Source organism: Streptomyces sp. P9(2023) (assembly GCF_032436795.1).
Lineage (GTDB): Bacteria > Actinomycetota > Actinomycetes > Streptomycetales > Streptomycetaceae > Streptomyces.
The window spans coordinates 195877-220506 of record NZ_JAUPWM010000005.1; the positions used below are offsets into that span (position 1 = coordinate 195877).

A 24630-nucleotide genomic window follows, 5' to 3' on the forward strand; every position below is an offset into this window, starting at 1 on the left:
GAGCGACACAACGGCGTTTTGCCTGTTACGCGAGAAAAGCGCGTGTCGTTGGCAGCATGGGCGCGTGACCCATCTGACCGAGCACACCCCCTCGTTGTCGGCCGAGCCACTGGTGCGGGGTGGCCGGTCCGCCGCCCTGGTGACCGCCTTCGTGCGCGGCGGGGTCGCCGCGGGGCTCGGGCTCGGGGCGCTTGCGGTCCTGGTGACGGCGGCCTGGATCAGTTCGCCGTACCCCGACAGCGGTCCCGGCGGCGCCCTGCACGTGGCGGCCGGGCTGTGGCTGCTCGCCCACGGGGTGGACCTGATCCGCACCGAGACCCTCTCGGGCCTGCCCGCGCCGCTCGGCGTCGCCCCGCTGCTGCTCACCGCGCTGCCGGCCTGGCTCCTGCACCGGGCCGCGCGGGACACCCTGGAGCCGTACGCGGAGGAGCCGGCCGGGCAGGCCGGCGCGGGCGCCCGGTTCTCCGGTACCGGCGCGGTGGCCGCCGTGACCGCCGTGTGCGGCGGTTATCTGCTGGTCGGGGCCGGTGTGGTGCTCTACTCGGCGAGTGGTTCGCTGCCCGCCGACCTGCTGACCGCCGGCGTGTGGCTGCCCGCGGTGGTGGCCGCCTCGGCCGGGCTCGGCGCGTGGACGGCGGCCGGCCGGCCCCTCCCGCGCCAGGAACGGGCGGCGGTGGCACTGCGCGCCGCCGGGCCGGCCCTCGTGGTCCTGCCGGCCGGTGGGGCGGCGGTCTTCGGGGCCTCGCTGGTCTGGCACGCGGCCGCCGCCCAGGAGTCGTTCGGCGGGCTCGCGGGGGAGTGGTCGGGCCGGGTGTCGGTCCTGCTGCTTGCCGTCGCGCTGGTGCCGAACGCGGCCGTGTGGGGGATGTCGTACGGCCTCGGCCCCGGGTTCGCGCTCGGTACGGGAGCCTCGGCGACCCCGCTGGCGCTCACCGGTGACGCTGCCGTCCCGCCCTTCCCGCTCCTGGCCGCCCTGCCCGGCGAGGGCCCGGGCTCCTGGCCGCACTGGGCCGCCGTGGCGGTCCCGCTCGTGGCGGCCGTGGTCCTGGGGCTCGGCGTGGGCCGGTCGGCAGGGGCCTGGACGGGCCGGGAGACCGCGTTGACGGCTCTGATCGGCGCCTGGATGTGCGGGACGGCGACGGCCCTCCTCGCGGCGGCGGCCGGGGGCCCGCTCGGCGCGGGCCGACTGGCGGCGTTCGGCCCGGTGTGGTGGCAGGCCGGGTCGGCGGCGGTGCTGTGGTGCGCGGCGCTGGGGGTGCCGGTGGCCCTCGGCGTACGGGCCTGGGCGCGCCGCGGCACGAAGCCGGCGCCCGTGCCCGCGGATGCGCCCCCGACCGTGCCCCCGACCGTGCTCGCTTCCGCCGCGACGGCGCCCCCGATGCCCGTCCTCGCCCCGGCTCCCGCCCCCGCCGAAGAGAGTGGCGAGGGCGGGGAGCTGGGCTTGGACGCGGCCGGGGGCGAGGAGGAGTACGAGAGCGAGTACGACGACGCCGGATCCGAGTCGTACGACTTCCTTCCGGCCGCCTGGGAACCGACGCTGCCGCCGCCCCCGCCCCTGCCGCCCCTGCCGCCGCCCCCGCCTCTGCCCCCGCCCCTGCCCCCGCTCCCGCCCCAGGACTAGCCGGGTCCGGCGCCTACTCCCGTACGCCGAAGACGTCCCGCAGGGGCTCCGGCAGTAGTTCGTTGCAGGCCAGCTGGCCCGACTTGGTCAGGGCGTCGTCGGCGCAGGTGTAGAAGTCGCTGTAGACGAGCTGGATGGTGAAGCTGCCCGCGACGATCAGCAGGGAGAGCGCCGCCGCGATCAGCCCGCTCACCGCCGCCGTGCGCTGCGTGCGGGCGGCCAGGCCGGAGGGCGGCCCGGTACGGACGGGCGGCTGCCCGGCCGCCGACGCCCCCTGCGCCTGCCCCTCGCCCTGAGAGCCTTCAGTGCCCTGCGCGCCCTCGGCTCCCTGCGGAGCCTGAGTCTGCGCCTGCGCCTGCGCCTTGGGCTTGCCGCGCAGCGCGCTGATCGCCCAGTACAGGGCCAGGGCGCCGAGCAGCAGCGCCAGCTCCTGGATCTCGAAGAGGGCGAAGAAGAACGCCCACATGCCCGCGAGCAGCGCGTACCGCGCCCGCCGCTGCATCGGGTCCGTGGGGTCCCACTTGGGCCCCGGCCCCTGGCCCTGACCGTCAGGACCGCCGGAGCGCTCCGGGCGGCGGCCGAAACCGTCGGAGGAGCGGCCGGGCTGGCGGCTGCTCCAGCGGCCCCGGGCCCGGCCGGGCCTGTCGGATCCGTCGGAGCCGTCGGAGGATCCGGACGACCCGGACGACGCGTCGTCGTCCGAGCCCTCCGGCCGCCGCGGCTGCCACGGCTGGTCCGGCTGCCCCTCGGGCGGTGGCGCGAACGGATTGTTGTCGTCCGTGGACTGGCGTTCCGGCATCTGCTGAACGTCTTCCCTCTGTCGTCGCAACTGCTGTCTCAACTGCGTCTCAACTGCCGTATCAACTACTGGCCGAAGCATTACCCGAACCAATACCCGACCCACTGGTTCAAGTGTCGTCGAACCCCGACGCTACCCCCCGGCCACGCCCCCGTCCCGTGGGGGCCTTCCGGTGTGCCGGTATCGTTGCTGACGGTCGGGCCCTTCGTAGGGTTCCCCGTATCCAGAGGCACGATTCGTTCGTGCGACCGTACAAACACCACGGAAAGAGTGACCCAGTGGCCGCCGCCCGCCTCGTCGTCCTGGTCTCCGGCTCCGGCACCAACCTCCAGGCCCTGCTCGATGCGATCGCCGCCGACCCCGAAGGCCCCGAGGGTTACGGCGCCGAGATCGTCGCCGTCGGCGCCGACCGCGACAACATCGCCGGTCTCGAGCGGGCCGAGCGCGCCGGACTGCCCACCTTCGTGTGCCGGGTCAAGGACCACGACAGCCGCGAGGCGTGGGACCGCGCGCTGACCGAGGCCACCGCCGCGTACGAGCCCGACCTCGTCGTCTCGGCCGGCTTCATGAAGATCGTCGGCAAGGAGTTCCTCGCCCGCTTCGGCGGCCGGGTCGTCAACACCCACCCGGCGCTGCTGCCCAGTTTTCCCGGTGCCCATGGAGTGCGGGACGCACTCGCGTACGGCGCGAAGGTCACCGGATGCACCGTCCACTTCGTCGACGACGGCGTCGACACCGGCCCGATCATCGCCCAGGGCGTGGTCGAGGTCCGGGACGAGGACGATGAAGACGCTCTCCATGAGCGCATCAAGGAAGTCGAGCGTTCGCTGCTCGTCGAGGTCGTGGGGCGTCTGGCCCGGCACGGCTACCGCATTGAGGGACGAAAGGTAACAATCCCGTGACCGCCGAAGGTACGAAGCGCCCCATCCGCCGCGCACTCGTCAGCGTCTACGACAAGACCGGCCTTGAGGAGCTGGCCCGCGGCCTGCACGAGGCGGGTGTCTCCCTCGTCTCCACCGGCTCCACCGCCTCGAAGATCGCCGCGGCCGGCGTCCCGGTCACCAAGGTCGAGGAGCTCACCGGCTTCCCCGAGTGCCTGGACGGCCGCGTCAAGACGCTCCACCCGCGCGTGCACGCCGGCATCCTCGCCGACCTGCGCCTGGAGGACCACCGCAACCAGCTCGCCGAGCTGGGCGTCGAGCCCTTCGACCTGGTGATCGTGAACCTCTACCCGTTCAAGGAGACCGTCGCCTCCGGCGCCACTCCCGACGAGTGCGTCGAGCAGATCGACATCGGCGGCCCGTCGATGGTCCGCGCCGCCGCCAAGAACCACCCCTCCGTGGCGGTCGTCACCGACCCGGACGCGTACGCCGCGGTCCTCCAGGCAGTCAGGGAGGGCGGCTTCACGCTGGGGCTCCGCAAGCTGTTCGCCGCCCGGGCGTTCCAGCACACCGCCGCGTACGACGTCGCCGTCGCCTCCTGGTTCGCGGACGACTACGCCGCCGCCGACGACAGCGGCTTCCCCGGCTTCCTGGGCCACACGTACGAGCGCTCCAACGTGCTGCGCTACGGCGAGAACCCGCACCAGGGTGCCGCGCTCTACGTCGACGGCACGGGCGGCCTCGCCGAGGCCGAGCAGCTGCACGGCAAGGAGATGTCGTACAACAACTTCACGGACACCGACGCCGCGCGCCGGGCCGCGTACGACCACTCCGAGCCCTGCGTGGCGATCATCAAGCACGCCAACCCGTGCGGCATCGCGATCGGCGCGGACGTCGCCGAGGCGCACCGCAAGGCGCACGCCTGCGACCCGCTCTCGGCGTTCGGCGGTGTGATCGCCGTCAACCGCCCCGTCTCCGTGGCGATGGCCGAGCAGGTCGCCGAGATCTTCACCGAGGTCATCGTGGCCCCGGGCTACGAGGACGGCGCGGTCGAGGTCCTGGCCAGGAAGAAGAACATCCGCGTCCTGCGGGCCGAGGGCGCCCCGGCCAACCCGGTCGAGGTCAAGCCGATCGACGGCGGCGCGCTGCTCCAGGTCACCGACCGCCTCCAGGCCGACGGCGACGACCCGGCGAACTGGACGCTCGCGACCGGCGATGCCCTGTCGGAGGCGGAGCTGGCGGAGCTGGCCTTCGCCTGGAAGGCCTGCCGCGCGGTCAAGTCCAACGCGATCCTGCTCGCCAAGGACGGCGCCTCGGTCGGCGTCGGCATGGGCCAGGTCAACCGCGTCGACTCCGCGAAGCTCGCGGTCGAGCGCGCGGGCGAGGAGCGGGCGCGCGGCTCGTATGCCGCGTCGGACGCGTTCTTCCCGTTCCCGGACGGCCTGGAGATCCTCACGGCGGCGGGCGTGAAGGCGGTCGTGCAGCCGGGCGGTTCGGTGCGTGACGAGCAGGTGGTGGAGGCGGCGAAGAAGGCCGGCGTGACGATGTACTTCACGGGCACGCGGCACTTCTTCCACTGATACGAGTGACGGGGCGGCCCGCCGGTACCTGGCTGGTACCGGCGGGCCGCCCCGGTACGCGTGCCCGGTCAGGTCAGCCAGCTGCCCGCCGCGCAGGCCGAGGCGTACACCCACAGGTGGGAGCGGATGTCGTTGTCGACGCTGTCCACGTCAGTGCCGTTGAAGAAGCGGTTGTCACCCAGGTAGTCCGCGTACTTCTCGCCCGGCGCGAGGCAGGTGTAGCCGTCCTGGTACGCGTAGTTCTGGTACCTGTAGAAGGCGACGACGTCCTTGCCGCCGTAGTAGCCGCTGTTCATGACGGACGACGCCCTGTCGGAGGCGCCCATGAAGCCCCCGCCTTCCGCGTTCCAGTCGGGGTCGTTGCCCGCGGTTCCACCGAGGAACGCGCCCCGGCAGTCGACCCCGTCCCAGGCACGGACGTAGCCGTCACGACCGGGCCACTGGGCGTTGCAGCCGGCCCCCTGCGTACCCAGTTCCGCTGCCTGGGCGGTCGTGGCGGGGGCCGCGAGGCCGATGGCCGCGAGGCCGAGTGCTGCGATGGCTGTGCCCAACTTGCGCATGGCTGACTCCCGATTGTCCGTCTGGTGATGGGTGTGCTCATCCACGGCTGGTGACGTGGAGGTCTGTGGTGGTGTCAGGTCCGCGGGCCGACGATCTTCACCGCGCGTGCGAGTGCCTCGCGCCGCATCCGGAGGCTCGTGTCGAGGGCCTCGCCGTACTGGCCGCGCAGCTTGTTCATGTAGTAGGCCTCCCGCTCCGTGCCGATGGCCCGGAGCGAGGTGTCCCGCGCGCAGGTGGCATCGGCGATCGCGAGCTGTTTCTCGGCGGCGAACGCCTGGTCCTCCGAGCGTGCACCCCCGGCCTGCCGGAGAGTCGCCTGGCGGGCCGCCGACGGGTCGCTGTAGGGGTGGCCCGCCCGTTTCATGCACTGCGACCAGGCCTTCAGCGCCGCGGTGAACTGCTTGTCGCGCAAGACCTTCGGTACGTAGAGCGGCCTGAGATTGCTCGCGGTCTTGTCGGCGGTGAACCACGCCTTCAGATCCACGTACAGCCGCTTCTCCGCCTCGGCCGCGCATCCGCCCACGCGTTTCTGGATCTTCCCGCCGGAGGGGACGTCGGCCGAGATCACGGGCGCGTCGCGCCCGCCGTCCAGAGCCGTGTCGAAGGCCACTTGCCGCTCCTGGGACAGCGTCGTGCGGTAGGCGAGGTTGGGGTTGGCGTGGCGCGCCCGCTCCTCCTTGGCCAGGATGCGGCTGCCGTAGCCGTGTTTGCGGGCCCAGTCGACGTCATCCGCCACGTACCCGAGCGTGCGGCTCTCCTCAAGGCTCAGCCGGGGACTCGTCCAGTAGGAGAACCCCGCCCGGGTCATGCACTGCTTGATCAGCACCTCGTTGGCATCCGAGATCCGCAGCTGTTCGGCCTGCGTCAGGTCGCGTTCCGGCCGGGCCTCGACGGGTCGGCCGGAGTCCTGGGCGGCGCACCCGGTCGCGGCGGCCGAGAAGACCGCCACGACCGTGCACGCGCGAACGAACAGCTGCTTCATTCCGGCTCCCCCCCGTGTGACTGCGCTGCCCCTCGGCGGCGCAGTCACACCATGGCCCCCGGACGTGAAGGGGGGTACCTCGTAGCTCCTAGGGTCGGCTCACCAGGCGATCTCCTCTTTCCGTACTGGGACTTCGGAGGGCGACGTGCAGCTCGCACGCCACATGTGGGACATGGGTTGCACCGGGGTGGTGAAGTCCGTGCGGGTCGTCCGCTTCAGACACCCCAACAGCTCCTTGTTGGCGGCCTTCGTGTAGTACTCGACGTCGATCAGGTTCGTGCCCGAGTCGACGTTCCCGTTGTTGAAGACCGACCTGGCCGGCATCTCCGCCGCCCAGGCGCACCGTCCCGGTCCCTTCGACCAGTCCGGCGAATTGCCCTGCCAGGAGCACATCTCACCCTGGCCGTCTGGCTCGCTGAAGAAACAGACGGCCCCTGGTGCACAGCGACCGAAGCCCGATGCGCCCGTGCCCGCGTCCGTCTCACGCCCCAGCGCGCTCAGCGCGAAGCCGAGCACCGTCGCGGCCAGCCCCGCCGCGGCCACGACGGCCCGCCGGCGAGCGCGCGGCAGCCGGATCCGGCGGCGCGGCACCCGCCCGGCCGACGCCTCCCGGACCCGGCGCAGCAGCGAGGCCGCGTCGTGCGCGGCCCGCTCCTCGTGCGTACGGCTCAGGCAGTCCGCGACGATCTCCCGCCACGGCCGCGGCAGTCCGGGGGAGAGGCGGAGTTCCTCCTCGCCGCGCGCGTAGCGCAGCGCCGCGTCCCGGCGGGCGGTCGGCGTGCCGCCGGGGAGCGGTGAGGCTCCGGTGAGGACGAGATGGGCGAGGACGCCGAAGGCCCAGATGTCGGCGCTCGGGCGGATCCTCATGCCGCGGTCGCCCAGCTCCGCCCAGAGCAGTTCGGGCGGTGTGTAGTCGGGCGTGGCGAAGCCGGGCGCGTACGCGTGGGTGCCCTCCAGCTCGCTCGCGGTGCTGAAGTCGCCGAGCCGTACGCTCCCGTCCTTCATCAGCAGCACGTTCCCCGGCTTGAGGTCGCCGTGCACCCAGCCCGCCGCGTGCAGCTGGTGCAGGCCCTCGCAGACCTGGACGAGCAGCGAGGGCCCGGCCGGTGGCGGGGCGGTCCCCGACAGCAGCTCCTGCAGGGAGCGCTCCGCCTCCTCCAGTACGAGAACGGTGGCGCCGTCCAGCTCCGGGCGGTCCGGGTCGTCGACCGTCAGCGTCTCGTACAGCCGGATCAGGCGCGGCGAGCGCAGCCGCCGCAGCAGCTCCACCTCCCGCTCGGCCAGTTCGCGCAGATGGCGCAGCTGGCGAGGGGTGTGGGTGCCGGTCGGCAGGAACTTGAGCGCGGCCCGCGCCGGGAGGTCGGGCCGGTCCGGAAGGCCGTCCCGGTCGTCGGTGGTGCGGCGGGCCGCGTACACGCTGGCGAACGCCCCGGCCCCCAGCGGTCGTTCGACCGTCCAGCCGCCGATCCGGTAGCCGCCCGGGACGGCCAGGGGGAAGCCGCTCATCGCGCCGGGGCCAGGGCCTCGAGGTCGTCCTCGCGTACGAGGTCGAAGCGGAGGGCGAGCGAGACCAGGGACTCCTTCTTGCCGTTGAGCCGGGGGCCCGTGTCGGCCGCGTCCGGTCCCGGCTTGAGCCGTAACTTCACCGCCAGGTAGTCGATGTTCCACTGCACGGACGCCCGGTTCACCGCCGGCCACAGCGGGCGCAGCCGGTCCGCGATCTGCTCGACCGTCGGCAGCGGCGCGTGCGGGGTGCCCCGCAGCCGTTCCTCGCACAGCGCCGCGAGCACCAGGAAGTACCGCTTCGAGCGGTCGAGGGGGAACGCGAGCGCGGTCGGCTCGCCGCCCTCGACGGCGGGCGCGTGCTCCACGTAGTCGTGGCGCGGCGCCCACACGCTGAAGTCGACCAGATCACCGCCGGCGGGCAGCACGACCCGCGAGAACTCGAACGGCACCGGCGCGTCCACCCGCCCCGGCGCGACCTTGATGTGCTCCCCGGCGCCCTCGGGGTTCTCGACGACGTACGTCGCGGAGCCGCTGAAGTTGCTCAGCGACCAGTAGCTGCCCGTCGCCGCGATCTCACCCGCCGTACGGGACACCCCGGCGTGCGGGAGCTCCAGATGGTGCCCGGCGCCGGTGCCGGCCGGGCACGCGCGCGTGCGGCCGAAGTGGAGCCGCTCGCCGGGGGCCAGCCTGACCTGTTCTCCGAGAGGTGCGGTCGGTGCGGGCACCACGATGATGCTGTACATGGCCCTTCCTTTCCCCGAGGTTCTGCGCGGCGGCCAGGGTAGGGAGGCGCGATAAACGAACGCAGAACGTTCCGCCCGGTAGCAGAGCGTCGCGGGCGGCCGGTGGCCGCGGCCGCTCTGGTCTAATGGGTTGCTCTTTTGTCGGCGGCTGTAGGTGGGGGCGCGGTGTTGGATGTAAGGAACGGGGTGCCGGCCCAGGCCGCCGCCCCGGAGACCGAGCGTGACCGGCCGGCCGGGAGGGAGCTCACCGAGGCGCCCCTGCGCCCGTACGCCCTCGTGGCCGGCGTGCTCTGCGCGCTCTACTTCCTCTACTCCTGGGTCCAGTACGCGCACTTCCGCACCCCCTCCTGGGACCTCGGGATCTTCAACCAGTCCGTCCGGGCCTACGCCGAGTTCCGGGCGCCGATCGTCGACATCAAGGGCCCCGGCTTCCTCATACTCGGGGACCACTTCAGTCCCGTGACGGCGCTCCTCGCGCCCCTGTACTGGATCTGGTCCTCCCCGCTCGCGCTCCTCTTCGCGCAGGCCGCGCTCTTCGCCGCCTCCGCCGTCGTCGTCGGGCGCACCGCCCACCAGGTGCTCGGCAGCCGCGCCGCCGGCCTCGGGATCACCGTCGCCTACGGCCTGTCCTGGGGGCTCCAGGAGGCGGTCAAGTCCGACTTCCACGAGATCGCCTTCGCCGTCCCGTTGCTCGCGCTGACCTGCCGCGCCCTGCTCCTCGGCCGGTGGACGGCGGCCGCCGCCTGGTCCGCGCCCCTGGTCCTGGTCAAGGAGGACATGGGGCTGACCGTCGCCATGGTCGGCGCCGTCCTCTTCCTGAAGGGGCAGAAGCGGCTCGGCGCCGCCCTGGCCGCCTTCGGCACCGCGTTCTTCGCGCTGACGGTCCTGGTCCTGATCCCGGCCGCGAGCCGGGTCGGCCAGTACGACTACTGGGCCAAGATCGAGAAGACCGGCGAGGGCGCCGACGTGTCCTTCGTCCAGGTGCTGCTCGGCTCGCTCGGTTCCGGCGTGAAGTGGGAGATGGTCTTCTTCCTCGTCGGCATCACCGGCTTCCTGGCCCTGCGCTCCCCGCTGCTGCTCCTCGTGCTGCCGACGCTCGGCTGGCGCTTCCTCTCCCAGGACCCGAACCACTGGGGGATGATCTGGCACTACAGCGCCATCCTCATGCCGATCGTCTTCCTCGCCCTGGTCGACGGCGTCCGCGCCGTCCGCACGTCGCCGCGCGCCTGGCTCGTGGCGTACGGGAAGGTCGCCGTCCCGGTCGTCACGGCGGTCGCGATCGTGCTCGCCCTGGATCTGCCGCTGCGGGAGCTGCTGCGCCCGGAGACGTACCGTACGGACGCCCGGACGCTGGAGGCCCGGCAGGCGGTCGACGCGGTGCCGACGGGGGCGAGCGTGGAGACGAACGTGCCGCTCATGGCGCACCTCACCGCAGAGCGGAAGGTCTACTGGGTGGGCGGCGCGAAGGGCGTCAGCCCGGACTACCTCGCGCTCGACCTCTCCTCGGGCTGGTCCCAGCCGGTGACGGACCCGGTGCAGCTGGCGTCCCAGCTGCACCCGGAGGCGCGGTACGAGGTGTCGGCGCAGGCGGGACAGTTCGTGGTGCTCAAGCGGAGCTGACCCGCTCCAGGCATGCCGAAGGGGCCCGGTTCCGAGAACGGAACCGGGCCCCTTCGGCGTAGCCGGAGCTGGTGCTCAGGTGCTCAGGCGATCAGCTGATCAGTACTGCTGCTTCTGGCGGTTGAACCAGGCCGCGCCGTCCGCCTTCGCCACGAAGACGATGATCAGGATGCCCAGCGCGAGGCTGATGAGGCCCGCGGGCAGCGAGAAGATGCTGAACAGCACCATGAACGAGGCGTAGACGATCGTGCAGACGCGGACGCCGGTGCCACCCGACCTGAACTTGGCGGCGAGCACCATGCCCAGGACACCGATGATCAGCGAGAAGATCCCGAGGCCGATCAGCAGACCCTGGCCCAGGTCCGCGAACGCGGCGGCGTCGGCCGACGTGGCGCCGGACTTCTCGAGTTCGCTGTCGATGGCGAACGACATGACGACCATGGCGACGGCGCCGAGCACGTTGAAGCCGCTCATGATCCAGAGGATCACGCGGGCCGCCTTCACACCGCCCGGCATCTCCATCGTCGCGCCCGGGTAGCCACCGGCGCCGTACGGCTGCTGGACCGGGGGAGCCTGCGGGTAGCCGTAGCCGGGCTGCTGACCCGGCTGCTGGGGGTAGCCGTAGCCCGGCTGCTGCCCCTGCGGCTGCTGGCCATAGGGGTTGTTCGGATCGCCGAAGCTCATCGCGGGATTCCTCCGTTGGTCTGTGCGGGGACGACGCGGCCCGCGACGGAGGAGCTATAACGGCATATGAGCGGTTCGCCCCCCGGCACTGCCCGCGGCAGTTCGCCGTTATCGTCGTCGTACCGTCGACTTTTTGTCCAGTCGGTACGCAGGGCGTTGTGCGAGTGCAACTTTTCTCCCGCACTGTCCGCCGCTCCCGCGCCGCCCGCGCGAGTGGCGGAGGACACGGAATTGGAACTACCGAGGGGTCATCCTGGAGGATGGGGCCATGAGCGCCCAGATTCTCGATGGCAAGGCCACCGCAGCCGCGATCAAGACCGAACTGGCCGTCCGCGTGGCGGCCCTGAAGGACAAGGGCGTCACGCCCGGCCTCGGCACGATCCTGGTCGGCGACGACCCGGGCAGCCAGAAGTACGTCGCGGGCAAGCACCGCGACTGCGCGCAGGTCGGCATCGCCTCCATCCAGCGCGAGCTGCCCGCGACCGCCACCCAGGAGGAGATCGAGGCCGTCGTACGGGAGCTCAACGAGGACCCGGCGTGCACCGGGTACATCGTGCAGCTCCCGCTCCCCAAGGGCATCGACGAGAACCGCGTCCTGGAGCTGATGGACCCGGCCAAGGACGCCGACGGTCTGCACCCGACGAACCTGGGCCGACTCGTACTGAACGAGCCGGCGCCGCTGCCCTGCACCCCGAACGGCATCATCACGCTGCTGCGCGGCCACGGCGTCGAGATCAACGGCGCGGAGGTCGTGGTCGTCGGCCGCGGCGTCACCATCGGCCGCCCGATGCCGCTGCTGCTCACCCGGCGCTCCGAGAACGCGACCGTGACGCAGTGCCACACGGGCACCCGCGACCTCGCGGCCCACCTGCGGCGCGCGGACATCATCATCGCGGCGGCGGGCGTGCCGCACCTGATCAGGCCCGAGGACGTGAAGCCGGGCGCGGCAGTCCTCGACGTCGGCGTCTCGCGCAACGGCGAGGGCAAGATCCTCGGCGACGTGGACCCGGGCGTGAACGAGATCGCCGGCTGGATCTCCCCGAACCCGGGCGGCGTGGGCCCGATGACCCGCGCGCAGCTGCTCGTCAACGTCGTCGAGGCCGCCGAGCGCGCGGCCGCGGCCCTCTGACGATGACGTCGCGGGTGATGGGGGACGAGTCGTCGGGCGCCGAGGGCGCCGAGGGCGCCGAGAGCACGTCCGGCGTTCCGTCGGGCGGTTCGGTGCGTGCCGGGTCGGCCGGTTCCTCGGGCGCCGAGGCCGGCCTCGGCGGGGCGACCGGCTCCGCGTCGGGCTCCGGCGACGCCACGGGCACCGAAGCCGAGGGCCGTACGGACTCCGGTGCGTCGACGGGCGAGGTGGGTGCCGGGCGCTCGGGCTCGCGGCGCCCCCCGGCGCTCACGACCGACACCGCGCGCCCCGAGGGCAGTGGGCGGGCCGCGGCCGGCGGCGCTTCGGCGCCCGCGCGCCAGTGGCCGCTGCTGACCGTGGTGGGGCTCGCCGCGCTGGGGCTGCTGATCGTCGGGACGGACCTCATCCCGCAGTCGTTCCGGGTCGGGACGATTCTGGTCGGGGTCGCCCTGCTCGTCGGCGCGGGGCTGCGGCGCCTGCTGCCGTCCGTCGGCATGCTGGCGGTGCGGTCGCGCTTCACCGACATGGTCACGTACGGGGTCATGGGCGGGCTCATCGTGCTGCTCGCGCTCATGGTGCAGCCGGCCCCGTGGCTGAAGATCCCGTTCCTGGAGGACATCCTCCATCTGACGATCACTTAGCGGGTCGGCCGGCTTTCCGCTGGTGGTCCGCTCCTGGTCGGCGCCCGTCCTCTCCCCCGAGGGAGGACGGGCGCCGCACTTGTGAGGGTCATGTACGTGCCAATGATGTTCAAGAGACGTCTGTTCGTTGTGGCACGGAAGTGACCATTCCGCCACTCCGTCACTCCCACGGTCACCGGGGAACTGCCATGCTGGGCACGAGGATCCTGCTGGGGGTCGCGAGGAGGCTCGCGAGGAGGCGAGGGGGAGCCGCACATGCCTCGTTGGCAGCCGCTGCCGGACGGACTCGACCCGAGTGTGCGGGAGTTCGCGGACCGGTTACGGCGACTGATCGACCGCAGCGGACTGGACGTCGACGCCGTCGCGGACCGCACCGGCCACAGCGTGACGGCCTGGGAGTCGTACCTCGACGGCCGGGTGCTCCCGCCCCGGGCCGCCGTCCTCGCGCTCGCCGAGGTGACCGGCGCCGACGCCGCCCGACTGGTGGAGATGTGGGAGCCGGCCGAGCGCGCCCGGCGCGGCTCCGGGCGGGTGCCGAGGGAGCCGGTCGACGCCGTCCCCGACGCGAACGCCTCGACGGAGACCAGCGCCGGCAGCCCCCACGGCGCCACGGGCCGGCAGCCGGCACCACCGACGCCCGAACGACCGACTCCCGAACGACCGACTCCCGAACGACCGACTCCCGTACCGCCGACTCCCGTACCACCGCCGGCTTCCGTGTCGCCGGCCTCCGTACGGCCGACTCCGGTACGACCGACTCCCCTACCACCGCCGGCTTCCGTGTCGCCGGCCTCCGTACGGCCGACTCCCGTACCGCCCGCGCCGCGCCGGCCGCGCGCCGCCGCCCTGCGGGTCGTCCTCCTCCTCACCGGGATCCTCGGTGCCGCGCTCGTCGTCACCGCGGCCGTCCTCCTCGCCGACCTCGGCGGCGGCACCGGTGACCGAGGTGCGGCAGGCGCCGGTACCCCCACCACACCCCCCGCCGCCGGGACCGGCGCGCCCCTCCCCTCGGGGGTGAAATGCGCGGGTGCCGGATGTACCGGCCAGGACCCCGAAGTCATGGGCTGCGGAGGTACGTTCGCCACCACCGTCTCCCGTACGCCGGTCGGTGCGGGCGGTCTCCTTGAGGTGCGGTTCAGCAGGACGTGCGGGGCCGCCTGGGCCCGGATCACCGGCGCCGCGCCCGGCGACACGCTGCGCGTCACGGCGGCCGGTTCGCCCGCCGACCAGGAGGTGACCGTGGGCGCGGACAACGACGCGTACAGCCCGATGGTCGCCGTCGAGGAGGGAACGGACGCGACCGCGTGCGCGACGCTCACGGACGGCGCCCGGACGTGTGTCGGCGGCCGTTGACCCCGGTCGGGTGGCAGTGAGCCGGACCACAAGGGGGTGGGGGTTCGACCGGTCCCGGGTCGGATAGCCTGACCGCTGGAATATCTCTTCACGTCGAGACACCGATCGATCAAGAAGAGCTGTCCAGCACCCGGGGCAGGGACCCCCACCCGCCAGCTGTCTTACGGAGATCGCCATGACCCGCACTCCCGTGAATGTCACCGTGACCGGCGCGGCCGGCCAGATCGGCTACGCGCTGCTGTTCCGCATCGCCTCCGGCCACCTGCTCGGCGCGGACGTGCCGGTCAAGCTGCGCCTCCTCGAGATCCCGCAGGGCGTGAAGGCCGCCGAGGGCACCGCCATGGAGCTCGACGACTGCGCCTTCCCGCTGCTCAAGGGCATCGACATCTTCGACGACCCGAACCAGGGCTTCGAGGGTGCGAACGTGGCGCTGCTCGTCGGCGCCCGCCCGCGGACCAAGGGCATGGAGCGCGGTGACCTGCTCGCCGCCAACGGTGGCATCTTCAAGCCGCAGGGCAAGGCCATCAACGACCACGCCGCGGACGACATCAAGGTCCTCGTCGTCGGCAACCCGGCCAACACCAACGCCCTGATCGCCCAGGCGGCGGCCCCGGACGTACCGGCCGAGCGCTTCACCGCGATGACCCGCCTGGACCACAACCGCGCGCTCTCGCAGCTGGCGGCCAAGACCGGCGCGTCCGTCGAGGACATCAAGCGCCTCACCATCTGGGGCAACCACTCGGCGACCCAGTACCCGGACATCTTCCACGCGGACATCGCGGGCAAGAACGCGGCCGAGGTCGTCAACGACGAGCAGTGGCTGGCCGACACCTTCATCCCGACCGTCGCCAAGCGCGGCGCCGCGATCATCGAGGCCCGTGGCGCGTCCTCGGCCGCCTCGGCCGCGAACGCCGCCATCGACCACGTCCACACCTGGGTCAACGGCACCGCCGAGGGCGACTGGACCTCCATGGGCATCCCGTCGGACGGCTCGTACGGCGTCGCGGAGGGCCTGATCTCCTCGTTCCCCGTCACCTGCAAGGACGGCACGTACGAGATCGTCCAGGGCCTGGACATCAACGCGTTCTCCCGCGCCCGCATCGACGCCTCGGTGCAGGAGCTGGCGGAGGAGCGCGACGCGGTCCGCGAGCTCGGCCTGATCTGAGCCTGACCGGCTGAGACCGAACGACGAACCGCCCCTGGCCTTCGGGCCAGGGGCGGTTCGTCTTGCCGTGGGGCGCTACTTCTTGAACTGGCCGGGGGTGTAGTGGCCGGGCGTCATCCGGGTGGTGACGGCGATGCGGTTCCAGGCGTTGATGACGGTGATGGCGGCGATGACCCGGGCGAGGTCCGCCTCGTCGAAGTGGGCGGCGGCCCGCGCGTACACCTCGTCGGGGACGAAGCCGTCGGTGAGGACCGTGACGGCCTCGGTCAGCTCCAGCGCGGCGAGCTCGCGCTCGGTGTAGAAGTGCCGCGACTCCGCCCAGGCGGAGAGCTGGACGATCCGCTCCACCGACTCGCCGTCGGCGAGGGCGTCCTTGGCGTGCATGTCGATGCAGAAGGCGCAGTGGTTGACCTGCGAGGCCCTGATCTTGATCAGGTGGTAGAGCGTGGGGTCGATGTCCTTGGCCGCGGCCTGTTCGAGGCGCAGCATGGCCCGGTAGAACTCGGGCACGCGCTCGCCGAAGTTGAGGCGCGGGGCGTGCTCGTGGGCGTACTCGGCGGTGGTGGCGTCTGAGGCGGTGGTCGTCGTCATGTCTCTCACCGTACGAGCGGGATGGCGCAGGAGTATGGTCCATTTGTATGGCGGAAGAGTGGGCCACTTTCGGCGCGGACCTGCACCTTGACCTGAGTGGAGCGGGGCGCGGACCGGGGCTTCGCGCCGGGCTCATGGACGCGCTGCGGGAGGCGGTGCGCAGCGGGCGGCTTGCGGCGGGCGTACGGCTGCCGTCCTCGCGCTCGCTCGCCGCGGACCTGGGGATCGCCCGCAACACGGTCGCCGACGCGTACGCCGAGCTGGTCGCCGAGGGCTGGCTGACCGCCCGGCAGGGCTCCGGGACGCGGGTCGCGCAGCGGTCGGTGCCGCGCCGGCCGACGAGCGGTGCGGGCGCGCGCCCCGCTACGCCCGCGACTCCTTCGGCCCGGAGGGCCAGGTCCCGGCCGGCGTACGACCTGAAGCCGGGCGTGCCGGACCTGGCGTCCTTCCCGCGTGCCGAGTGGCTCAAGGCGTCCCGGCGGGCGCTGACGGCGGCGCCGAACGAGGCCTTCGGGTACGGCGATCCGCGCGGCCGGATCGAACTGCGGACGGTGCTCGCCGAGTACCTCGCGCGGGCGCGGGGCGTGTACGCGCGGCCGGAACGGATCGTGATCTGTTCGGGGTTCGTGCACGGGCTGCGACTGATGGCGGAGGTGCTGCGGGCGCGGAAGGTGCGGGAGGTGGCGGTCGAGTCGTACGGGCTCGATGTGCACTGGGAGTTGCTGACCCGGGTGGGGTTGCGGCTGCCGGCGCTGCCGTACGACGCGCTTGGGACGCGGACCGAGGGCCTGGCCGGGATGAAGGGCGTGGGCGCGGTCCTGATGACGGCCGCGCACCAGTTCCCGCGCGGCGGGGCGCTCCATCCCGACCGGCGGGTGGCGGCGATCGACTGGGCGCGGTCCTCGGGCGGGCTGGTCCTGGAGGACGACTACGACGGGGAGTTCCGCTACGACCGCCAGCCGGTGGGCGCGCTCCAGGGCCTCGACCCGGAGCGGGTCGTCTACCTGGGCACCGCCAGCAAGTCCCTGGCGCCGGCGCTGCGGTTGGGGTGGATGGTGGTGCCGGAGGGGCTGGTGGGCGAGGTGGTGGCGGCGAAGGGGCACGTGGACTGGACGGGCAGCGCGCTGGACCAGCTGACGTTCGCGGAGTTCCTCGGCTCGGGGGCGTACGACCGTCATGTACGGGCGATGCGGCTGCGGTACCGGCGGCGGCGCGACGAGCTCGTGGCGGCGGTGGCCGCGCAGTCGCCGACGACCCGGGTGAGCGGCATCGCGGCCGGCCTCCACGCGGTCCTGGAACTCCCCCCGGGGCAGGAGCGGGAGGTCGTCCGCTCGGCCGCGTGGCAGGGCCTGGCGGTCCTCGGCCTCGACCGCTTCCGCCACCCGTCCGTACCCCACACCCAGGACGGCCTGGTGGTCGGCTACGCGACACCCCCGGACAGCGCCTGGTCCGGCACCCTGTCGGCCCTGGGCCGAGTCCTCCCGGCCTGACCTCCCCCCGACGGGGTGTCACCCCGCCGGGGTACGCGGGGCCGGGGTACGCGGGGCCGGGGTGTCACGGCGTCGGGGTCTCCGTCCGGGCCGGTTCGGGCACCGGCACCTCCCCGAACCGCGCCAGCACCAACGCCGCGGTCACCGCCACCGTGAAGCCGAGGATCGCCAGCCACGCCAGCCCCTCCCGCGTCCGGTCGCCCAGCCACACCACCCCCACCAGCGCCGGACCGATCGTTTCGCCGAGGACCGCGCCCGCCGTCGCCGTCGTGACCGAGCCCCGCTGGAGCGCGGAGGTCAGCAGCACGTACGCCGTCCCGCCGCCCAGGAGAAGCGCGTACACCGCGGGGTTCGTGAGGGACCAGCTGTCGATCAGCCGGACCGCCACCTCCACCACCCCGAAGCCGAAGCCCGCGCACAGTCCCAGGGCCAGCGCCCGCGGCCGGCCGGGCAGCCGCCCCGCGGCCGCGCCGAGCCCCAGTACCCCGAACGCCGCCGCGAGCATCGCCCACCGCAGCGCCTCCGACGAGCTCTGCTCGCCCTCGTCGCCCGAGGCGAGCGCGAGCATCGTGAGCCCCACGCACACCACGCCCACCGCCGCCCACTCCATCAGGTGCAGCCGGACCTTGAGCAGCCATGAGGCCGCCACCGCTGTGACCGCCAGGCTCGCGGCGAGCGCCGCCCCCACCATGTAGATCGGCAGTGTCAGCAGGGCGACGACCTGGAGCCCGAAGCCGATGCCGTCCATCGAGAGCCCGGCCAGATATCGCCACTGCCGCATCACCCGCAGTTGCAGGGCCACGTCGACGCCGGCGCCGGTCCCGGGCGTCGCCTCCCGCGCGCCGAGTGCCTGAAACACCGACGCCATGCCGAAACAGACCGAGGAACCCAGAGCGCAGATCATCCCAAAGAGCACGAATGGACTCTAGTGCGGGGCGGCTCGGACATCGGCCTAAACTGTGCGGTCGCGACCACGGGATGGGGAGGCTGATTCATGCGCAGGCTGAGGTCGAGCACGGTGGTGCTCGGCGGTATGGGGGTGCTCGCGGCGACGATCACGTCCTGCGGCTCCGAGCCCGACAAGCGGTGTGTCGACCCGCTGACGCGCGGAAAGCTGCCCAGTTACGAGTGCGAGAGCAGCAGCAGCAGCAGCGGCAGCAGCTCCAGCTCCAGCTCCGGTACCGCCCGCGGCTCGTACTACTACGGCGGCAGCGTCAGCGACAACAGGGTCAGTGGCGGCAGCTTCGACAAGACGGCCGTCGACACCGGCGGCTTCGGCTGCTCCGGTTCCAGCGGCGGCTGAGCGGAGACCTCACGACATGCGGCGGCACACGATCGAACCCCGGCCGGGGTGGCAGCAGACGGTGGAGGAGCAGGGGCTCGTCTACCCCCTGACCCGCTACCCGGACGGCTCCCTGCGCCCGTACTGGGACGAGAGCGCGTACTACTCCTTCACCCTGCCCGAGGTCGAGGCCCTGGAGGAGGTCGTCGAGGAGCTGCACGCCATGTGCCTCGCGGCGGCGGCGCACATCGTCGAGCAGGACCGGTTCGCCGAGCTCGGTCTCACCGACCCCCGGCTCGTCGCCCTCGTCGCCGAGTCCTGGCGCCGCCGCGCCGAACTGCCGTCCCTCTACGGCCGGTTCGACCTCCGTTACGACGGTACGGGCCCGGCCAAGATGCTGGAGTACAACGCCGACACCCCCACCTCGCTGGTGGAGGCGGCCAGCCCGCAGTGGTTCTGGATGGAGGATCGTTTCCCCGGCGCCGACCAGTGGAACTCCCTCCACGAACGGCTCGTCGACGCCTGGAAGCGGCAGGCCCCGCTGCTGCCGCCCGGCAACCCCGTGCACTTCGTCCACTCCGACGGCGACGAGCTCGGCGAGGACCTGATGACGGTCGCGTACCTGCGCGAGACCGCCCAGCAGGCCGGCCTCGACACGGAGGCGCTGTCGGTCGAACAGATAGGCTGGGACCGGCTCTCGGGGCGGTTCGTGGACGACCGGCTCCGGTTCATCCGCAGCTGCTTCAAGCTCTACCCGTGGGAGTGGCTCGCAACCGACCGCTTCGGCCCGTACGTCCTGGACACCCTCGACAACGGCGGCGGTACGGGTACGACCTGCTGGATCGAGCCCGCCTGGAAGATGCTGCTCTCCAACAAGGCGCTGCTCGCGATCCTCTGGGAGCTGTACCCCGGCCACCCCAACCTGCTGCCGGCCTACCTCGACGGCCCGCGCGAACTCGCCACGCGCGGCGGCTACGTCGCCAAGCCCCTCCTCGGCCGCGAGGGCGCGGGCGTCACGATCCACGAGGCGGGCACGGAGCCGGTCGTACGGGACGACGAACCGTGCTGCTACCAGGAGTTGGCCCCGCTGCCCGACTTCGACGGCAACCGCGTCGTCCTCGGCGCGTGGGTCGTCGAGGACGAGGCGGCGGGACTCGGCATCCGGGAGTCGGCGGGCCCGATCACAGACGAGTACGCCCGCTTCCTCCCACACGTCATCCTGTGACGTAGTGCCGTCGGGCCTTGAACGTGGGGGAGGGTGGGCACAACGGGACGGCTCCCTTGCGGGCGCCTCCGCCCCGCCCCCCGCCCCCCTCGCCGTCAGCCGGCCAGCACCGCCCGCAACTGCTCCAACCCCCAGTCCAGGTCCTCCTTGGAGATCACCAGCGGCGGCGCGATCCGGATCGTAGAGCCGTGCGTGTCCTTCACCAGCACCCCCCGCTCCATCAGCTTCTCCGAAATCTCCCGCCCCGTGCCCCGCGACGGCGCGATGTCCACCCCCGCCCACAGCCCGCGCCCGCGCACCGCCTCCACCGCGCCTCCGCCCACCAGCAGCCCCAGCTCCGCGTGCAGGTGCTCGCCCAGTTCCGCCGCGCGCTGCTGGTACTCGCCCGTCCGCAGCATCGCGATCACCTCCAGGGCCACCGCGCACGCCAGCGGGTTCCCGCCGAACGTCGAGCCGTGCTCGCCCGGCCGGAACACCCCCAGCACGTCGCGGTCCGCGACCACCGCCGAGACCGGGACGACACCGCCGCCCAGCGCCTTGCCCAGGACGTACACGTCCGGCACCACACCCTCGTGCTCGCACGCGAACGTCCGCCCGGTCCGGCCGAGCCCCGACTGGATCTCGTCCGCGATGAACAGCACGTTCCGCTCGCGGGTCAACTCCCGCACCCCGCGCAGATACCCGGCCGGCGGGACCAGGACCCCCGCCTCGCCCTGGATCGGCTCGATCAGCACCGCGACCGTGTGGGCGGTGACCGCGGCCTCCATCGCGGTCAGATCGCCGTACGGGACGATCTCGAAGCCCGGCGTGTACGGGCCGTAGTGGTCACGGGCCTCGTGGTCCGTGGAGAAGCTGATGATCGTGGTCGTCCGGCCGTGGAAGTTGTTCGCCGCGACCACGATCTTCGCGTGCCCGTCCGGCACGCCCTTCACCTCGTACCCCCACTTCCGCGCGGTCTTCACCGCCGTCTCGATCGCCTCCGCGCCGGTGTTCATCGGCAGGACCATGTCCTTGCCGCACAGCTCCGCGAGCTGCGAGCAGAACTCGGCGAACCGGTCGTGGTGGAACGCTCGCGACGTGAGCGTCACCCGTTCCAGCTGCGCCCGCGCGGCGTCGATCAGCCGCCGGTTGCCGTGCCCGAAGTTGAGCGCCGAGTACCCGGCGAGCATGTCGAGGTAGCGGCGCCCCTCGATGTCGGTCATCCAGGCCCCGTCGGCCGAGGCGACGACGATGGGCAGGGGGTGGTAGTTGTGCGCGCTGTGCGCCTCCGCGGAAGCGATCGCGTCTTGCGTACTCGACACGGGGTCTCCGTTCGTCCTGCGGGCAGGGGCGGGTGTGGTTCCCTTTCTTATCGTCGCTCGGATGCCGGACGAAGAAACCTGTACGACGGCGCGCCAGCTAGTCTGGAAACACGCACGGCGACTGGCGCACGGGGAATCGACCCCGGGGGAGTCGTGCGCGGCAGACCACACGCGGTGCCGCCCGCCTGGGCACCACAAGGACCCGTCCCGTGTGGTGCCGCGTCGTCGTCGCAGTGCCCCGGGGCCCGCCGAAACGCCCGGAGGAACGCCATGAGCGCCACGAACGCCACGAACGCCACGAACGCGATGAACGCCACGAACGCGTCGAACGCGTCCAGCCATCCCGCCCTCGCCGCCGCCGACCCCGAACTCGCCGCGCTCGTCGGTGCCGAGGAGCGGTTGCAGGCCGAGACCCTGCGGCTGATCCCCAGCGAGAACTACGCCTCCCGTGCCGTCCTGGAGGCTTCCGGCACGGTCCTGCAGAACAAGTACAGCGAGGGCTACCCCGGCCGCCGCTACTACGAGGGTCAGCAGAACATCGACCAGGTCGAGACCCTCGCCGTCGAGCGCGCCAAGGCCGTCTTCGGCGTCGACCACGCCAATGTGCAGCCCTACTCCGGTTCCCCCGCCAACCTCGCCGTCTACCTCGCCTTCGCCGAGCCCGGTGACACCGTGATGGGAATGGCGCTGCCGATGGGCGGCCACCTCACCCACGGCTGGGGCGTCTCCGTGACCGGGCGGTGGTTCCGGGGCGTGCAGTACGGCGTACGCCAGGACACCGGGCTCATCGACTTCGACGAGGTCCGCGAGCTGGCCCTCAAGGAGCGCCCGAAGGTGATCTTCTGCGGGGGTACGGCGCTGCCGCGCACGATCGACTTCGCCGCCTTCGCCGAGATCGCGCGTGAGTCGGGCGCGGTTCTGGTCGCGGACATCGCCCACATCGCCGGGCTGATCGCGGGCGGCGCCCACCCGTCCCCGGTCCCGTACGCCGATGTCATCTCGACGACCACCCACAAGACCCTGCGCGGCCCGCGCGGCGCGATGCTGATGTCCCGGGAGGAGCACGCGAAGGTCCTCGACAAGGCGGTCTTCCCCGGGCTTCAGGGCGGGCCGCACAACCAGACCACGGCGGCCATCGCCGTCGCCCTGCGCGAGGCGTCCCAGCCGTCCTTCCGCGAGTACGCGCACGCGGTCGTCGCCAACGCCAAGGCCCTCGCCGAGGCGCTCCTCGCGCGCGGCTTCGACCTGGTGTCCGGCGGCACCGACAACCACCTGATCCTGATGGACCTCACGCCGAAGAACGTCCCCGGCAAGATCGCGGCGAAGGCCCTCGACCGGGCGGGGATCGTCGTCAACTACAACACCGTCCCCTACGACCCCCGGAAGCCCTTCGACCCCTCCGGCATTCGCATCGGCACCCCGTCCCTCACGTCTCGGGGCCTGGGTACGGAGCACATGGCCCAGGTCGCGGAGTGGATCGACCGGGGGGTGGCGGCGGCGGGCACGTCCGACGAGGAGACCTTGCGCACGATCCGCTCGGAAGTAGCCACCCTCCTGACCGCCTACCCGGCCCCCGGCCTCCCGACCTGACCCGGGCCCCTTCGCGCCCACCCCGCGTGGGCGGTGCCCAACCCCGGCCCCGCCGTATGGGCAATCGTCCCAGCGGAACAGTTGCCCACAACGAGGGCGGGGCCCCGGCCCAGTGGGGCCGAGGTAGCCCCTGGAACGGTGCCCGCACTGATCCGCGCGCGCACCTGAGAGAATGGCTCCCATGGCCTCTGATCGTCCCCGCGTGCTCTCCGGAATCCAGCCCACCGCAGGCTCGTTCCACCTCGGCAACTACCTCGGTGCCGTCCGCCAGTGGGTCGCGCTGCAGGAGTCCCACGACGCCTTCTACATGGTGGTGGACCTGCACGCGATCACGCTCCCGCAGGACCCCGCCGAGCTCCGCGCCAACACCCGGCTCGCCGCCGCGCAGCTGCTCGCCGCCGGTCTCGACCCGGAACGCTGCACCCTCTTCGTCCAGAGTCACGTCCCCGAGCACGCGCAGCTCGGCTGGGTCATGAACTGCCTCACCGGCTTCGGCGAGGCCTCCCGCATGACCCAGTTCAAGGACAAGTCCGCGAAGCAGGGTGCCGACCGGGCCACCGTCGGCCTCTTCACGTACCCGATCCTCCAGGTCGCCGACATCCTGCTCTACCAGGCCGACCAGGTCCCGGTCGGCGAGGACCAGCGCCAGCACATCGAGCTGACCCGCGACCTCGCGGAGCGGTTCAACGGCCGCTTCGGTGAGACGTTCACGATCCCGGCCCCGTACATCCTCAAGGAGACGGGCAAGATCTACGACCTCCAGGACCCGTCGATCAAGATGTCCAAGTCGGCGTCCACGCCGAAGGGGCTGATCAACCTCCTCGACGAGCCGAAGGTGACGGCGAAGAAGGTCAAGAGCGCGGTCACCGACACCGACACGGTCATCCGCTTCGACCCGGAGAACAAGGCCGGCGTCTCCAACCTGCTCTCCATCATGTCCACGCTCACCGGGACGAGCATCGCCGACCTGGTGACGAGCTACGAGGGCAAGATGTACGGCGCCCTGAAGACCGACCTCGCCGAGGTCATGGTGGAGTTCGTCACTCCGTTCCGGACCCGTACGCAGGAATACCTGGACGACCCGGAGACCCTGGACTCGGTCCTGGCCAAGGGCGCGGAGAAGGCCCGGGCGGTCGCCGCCGAGACCCTGGCGCAGACCTACGAGCGGGTGGGCTTCCTGCCCGCCAAGCACTGAGTCCAAGGACTCTGGCCTCAGGGGTGGTGCAGGCCGCACACTGGCGTCTGCACCACCACCCGTCCCGATATGACACGACTACGGAGGAGAACGACGTGGGGACCGTAACGCTCGGCGTTTCGATCGCGGTCCCGGAGCCCTATGGCAGCCTGCTCCAGGAGCTGCGCGCGGGCTTCGGGGATCCCGCCGCGCACGGCATCCCCACGCACGTCACCCTCGTCCCGCCGACCGAGGTGGACGAGGAGCGGCTCCCCGCGATCCAGGCGCATCTCGCCGAGGTCGCCGCGGGCGTCCGCTGCTTCCCGGTCCGGCTGAGCGGTACGGGAACGTTTCGCCCCCTCTCCCCGGTCGTGTACGTGATGCTCGCCGAGGGCGTCTCCTCCTGCGCCTGGCTCCAGGAACGGGTACGGGACGAGTCCGGCCCGCTCGTGCGCGAGCTGCAGTTCCCGTACCACCCGCACGTCACCGTCGCGCACGGCATCGCCGAGGAGGCGATGGACCGCGCCTACGCGGAGCTGGCCGACTTCGAGGCCGCCTGGACCTGCACGTCCTTCGCCCTGTACGAACAGGGCGCGGACGGCGTCTGGCGCAAGCTCCGCGTCTTCGAGTTCGGCGACAGCCGCCACATCCCCGGCGTCCCGGCCCAGGGCACCTCGGTGGACACCCCGACGCCCACCTGCTGATCGGCCGA

23 protein-coding genes and 1 riboswitch are annotated in these 24630 nt (G+C 72.3%); of the genes, 14 read left to right on the forward strand and 9 right to left on the reverse strand.

What is annotated here, in order from left to right:
- The first annotated feature begins 64 nt into the window (after positions 1–64).
- Entirely contained in the window at positions 65–1621 is a 1557-nt protein-coding gene (locus Q5762_RS10240; RefSeq protein ID WP_315891687.1) for a DUF6350 family protein, read from the forward strand.
- 13 nt (positions 1622–1634) lie between these two features.
- Here Q5762_RS10240 and Q5762_RS10245 read toward each other — a convergent pair whose 3' ends face one another.
- Positions 1635–2420, reverse strand: coding sequence for a hypothetical protein (locus Q5762_RS10245; protein ID WP_315891688.1), 786 nt, complete (start codon positions 2418–2420; stop codon positions 1635–1637).
- A 278-nt stretch (positions 2421–2698) separates the two neighbouring features.
- Here Q5762_RS10245 and purN point away from each other — a divergent pair, with 278 nt between their 5' ends.
- Positions 2699–3322 (forward strand): phosphoribosylglycinamide formyltransferase, encoded by a 624-nt coding sequence (gene purN / locus Q5762_RS10250; RefSeq protein WP_315891689.1) that lies wholly within the window; start codon positions 2699–2701, stop codon positions 3320–3322.
- A complete protein-coding gene (gene purH, locus Q5762_RS10255; RefSeq protein WP_315891690.1) occupies positions 3319–4881 on the forward strand; it encodes a bifunctional phosphoribosylaminoimidazolecarboxamide formyltransferase/IMP cyclohydrolase in 1563 nt (520 codons plus the stop codon). The genes purN and purH overlap by 4 nt, the downstream gene beginning before the upstream one ends.
- A gap of 68 nt (positions 4882–4949) precedes the next feature.
- Here the strand turns inward: purH and Q5762_RS10260 are convergent, their stop codons facing one another.
- From Q5762_RS10260 to Q5762_RS10275, 4 genes are all read right to left on the reverse strand, one after another.
- Positions 4950–5441 carry a hypothetical protein gene (locus tag Q5762_RS10260; protein ID WP_315891691.1) on the reverse strand — a complete coding sequence of 164 codons (492 nt, stop codon included), beginning with the start codon at positions 5439–5441 and terminating at the stop codon, positions 4950–4952.
- A gap of 74 nt (positions 5442–5515) precedes the next feature.
- Positions 5516–6424: a hypothetical protein gene (locus Q5762_RS10265; protein ID WP_315891692.1), complete on the reverse strand. Its 909-nt coding sequence runs from the start codon at positions 6422–6424 to the stop codon at positions 5516–5518.
- 99 nt (positions 6425–6523) lie between these two features.
- Positions 6524–7930, reverse strand: a complete 1407-nt coding sequence (locus Q5762_RS10270) for a protein kinase domain-containing protein (protein ID WP_315891693.1) — start codon at positions 7928–7930, stop codon at positions 6524–6526.
- Complete coding sequence (locus tag Q5762_RS10275; protein WP_315891694.1) at positions 7927–8673, reverse strand: FHA domain-containing protein; 747 nt, start codon at positions 8671–8673, stop codon at positions 7927–7929. The genes Q5762_RS10270 and Q5762_RS10275 overlap by 4 nt, the downstream gene beginning before the upstream one ends.
- Before the next feature lie 165 nt (positions 8674–8838).
- On the opposite strand from Q5762_RS10275, the gene Q5762_RS10280 reads away from it, so the two are divergent.
- A complete protein-coding gene (locus Q5762_RS10280; protein ID WP_315891695.1) occupies positions 8839–10293 on the forward strand; it encodes a DUF2079 domain-containing protein in 1455 nt (484 codons plus the stop codon).
- Positions 10294–10392: 99 nt separating this feature from the next.
- On the opposite strand, the gene Q5762_RS10285 is transcribed toward Q5762_RS10280, so the two are convergent.
- Positions 10393–10977 carry a hypothetical protein gene (locus Q5762_RS10285; protein ID WP_315891696.1) on the reverse strand — a complete coding sequence of 195 codons (585 nt, stop codon included), beginning with the start codon at positions 10975–10977 and terminating at the stop codon, positions 10393–10395.
- Between the two features lie 268 nt (positions 10978–11245).
- On the opposite strand from Q5762_RS10285, the gene Q5762_RS10290 reads away from it, so the two are divergent.
- The 4 genes from Q5762_RS10290 (at position 11246) to Q5762_RS10305 (ending at position 15265) form a co-directional block, all read left to right on the forward strand.
- Positions 11246–12106: a bifunctional methylenetetrahydrofolate dehydrogenase/methenyltetrahydrofolate cyclohydrolase gene (locus tag Q5762_RS10290; protein ID WP_315891697.1), complete on the forward strand. Its 861-nt coding sequence runs from the start codon at positions 11246–11248 to the stop codon at positions 12104–12106.
- Positions 12107–12108: 2 nt separating this feature from the next.
- Positions 12109–12747, forward strand: coding sequence for a DUF3017 domain-containing protein (locus Q5762_RS10295; protein WP_315891698.1), 639 nt, complete (start codon positions 12109–12111; stop codon positions 12745–12747).
- Between the two features lie 255 nt (positions 12748–13002).
- Positions 13003–14100 (forward strand): DUF2690 domain-containing protein, encoded by a 1098-nt coding sequence (locus tag Q5762_RS10300; RefSeq protein ID WP_315891699.1) that lies wholly within the window; start codon positions 13003–13005, stop codon positions 14098–14100.
- A gap of 175 nt (positions 14101–14275) precedes the next feature.
- Positions 14276–15265, forward strand: coding sequence for a malate dehydrogenase (locus Q5762_RS10305; RefSeq protein ID WP_315891700.1), 990 nt, complete (start codon positions 14276–14278; stop codon positions 15263–15265).
- Between the two features lie 75 nt (positions 15266–15340).
- Here Q5762_RS10305 and Q5762_RS10310 read toward each other — a convergent pair whose 3' ends face one another.
- The gene (locus Q5762_RS10310; RefSeq protein ID WP_315891701.1) at positions 15341–15856 is read right to left on the reverse strand and encodes a carboxymuconolactone decarboxylase family protein; all 516 of its coding nucleotides are present in this window, start codon (positions 15854–15856) and stop codon (positions 15341–15343) included.
- Positions 15857–15903: 47 nt separating this feature from the next.
- Between Q5762_RS10310 and Q5762_RS10315 the strand changes: the two genes are divergently transcribed.
- Positions 15904–17346 (forward strand): PLP-dependent aminotransferase family protein, encoded by a 1443-nt coding sequence (locus Q5762_RS10315; protein ID WP_315891702.1) that lies wholly within the window; start codon positions 15904–15906, stop codon positions 17344–17346.
- 64 nt (positions 17347–17410) lie between these two features.
- Here the strand turns inward: Q5762_RS10315 and Q5762_RS10320 are convergent, their stop codons facing one another.
- Positions 17411–18250 carry a hypothetical protein gene (locus Q5762_RS10320; RefSeq protein WP_315891804.1) on the reverse strand — a complete coding sequence of 280 codons (840 nt, stop codon included), beginning with the start codon at positions 18248–18250 and terminating at the stop codon, positions 17411–17413.
- Positions 18251–18340: 90 nt separating this feature from the next.
- On the opposite strand from Q5762_RS10320, the gene Q5762_RS10325 reads away from it, so the two are divergent.
- Positions 18341–18649 (forward strand): hypothetical protein, encoded by a 309-nt coding sequence (locus tag Q5762_RS10325; protein ID WP_315891703.1) that lies wholly within the window; start codon positions 18341–18343, stop codon positions 18647–18649.
- 16 nt (positions 18650–18665) lie between these two features.
- Complete coding sequence (locus Q5762_RS10330; protein ID WP_315891704.1) at positions 18666–19853, forward strand: glutathionylspermidine synthase family protein; 1188 nt, start codon at positions 18666–18668, stop codon at positions 19851–19853.
- A 95-nt stretch (positions 19854–19948) separates the two neighbouring features.
- Here Q5762_RS10330 and rocD read toward each other — a convergent pair whose 3' ends face one another.
- Complete coding sequence (rocD, locus tag Q5762_RS10335; RefSeq protein ID WP_315891705.1) at positions 19949–21154, reverse strand: ornithine--oxo-acid transaminase; 1206 nt, start codon at positions 21152–21154, stop codon at positions 19949–19951.
- Between the two features lie 107 nt (positions 21155–21261).
- Positions 21262–21352, forward strand: a riboswitch (ZMP/ZTP riboswitch).
- A gap of 108 nt (positions 21353–21460) precedes the next feature.
- On the opposite strand from rocD, the gene glyA reads away from it, so the two are divergent.
- The 3 genes from glyA to Q5762_RS10350 all read left to right on the forward strand — a co-directional run bounded on the left by glyA (position 21461) and on the right by Q5762_RS10350 (position 24622).
- Positions 21461–22744, forward strand: coding sequence for a serine hydroxymethyltransferase (gene glyA / locus Q5762_RS10340; protein ID WP_315891805.1), 1284 nt, complete (start codon positions 21461–21463; stop codon positions 22742–22744).
- Positions 22745–22925: 181 nt separating this feature from the next.
- Positions 22926–23939 carry a tryptophan--tRNA ligase gene (trpS, locus tag Q5762_RS10345; RefSeq protein ID WP_315891706.1) on the forward strand — a complete coding sequence of 338 codons (1014 nt, stop codon included), beginning with the start codon at positions 22926–22928 and terminating at the stop codon, positions 23937–23939.
- A gap of 95 nt (positions 23940–24034) precedes the next feature.
- Complete coding sequence (locus Q5762_RS10350) at positions 24035–24622, forward strand: 2'-5' RNA ligase family protein (protein WP_315891707.1); 588 nt, start codon at positions 24035–24037, stop codon at positions 24620–24622.
- The last annotated feature ends 8 nt before the right edge of the window (positions 24623–24630 follow it).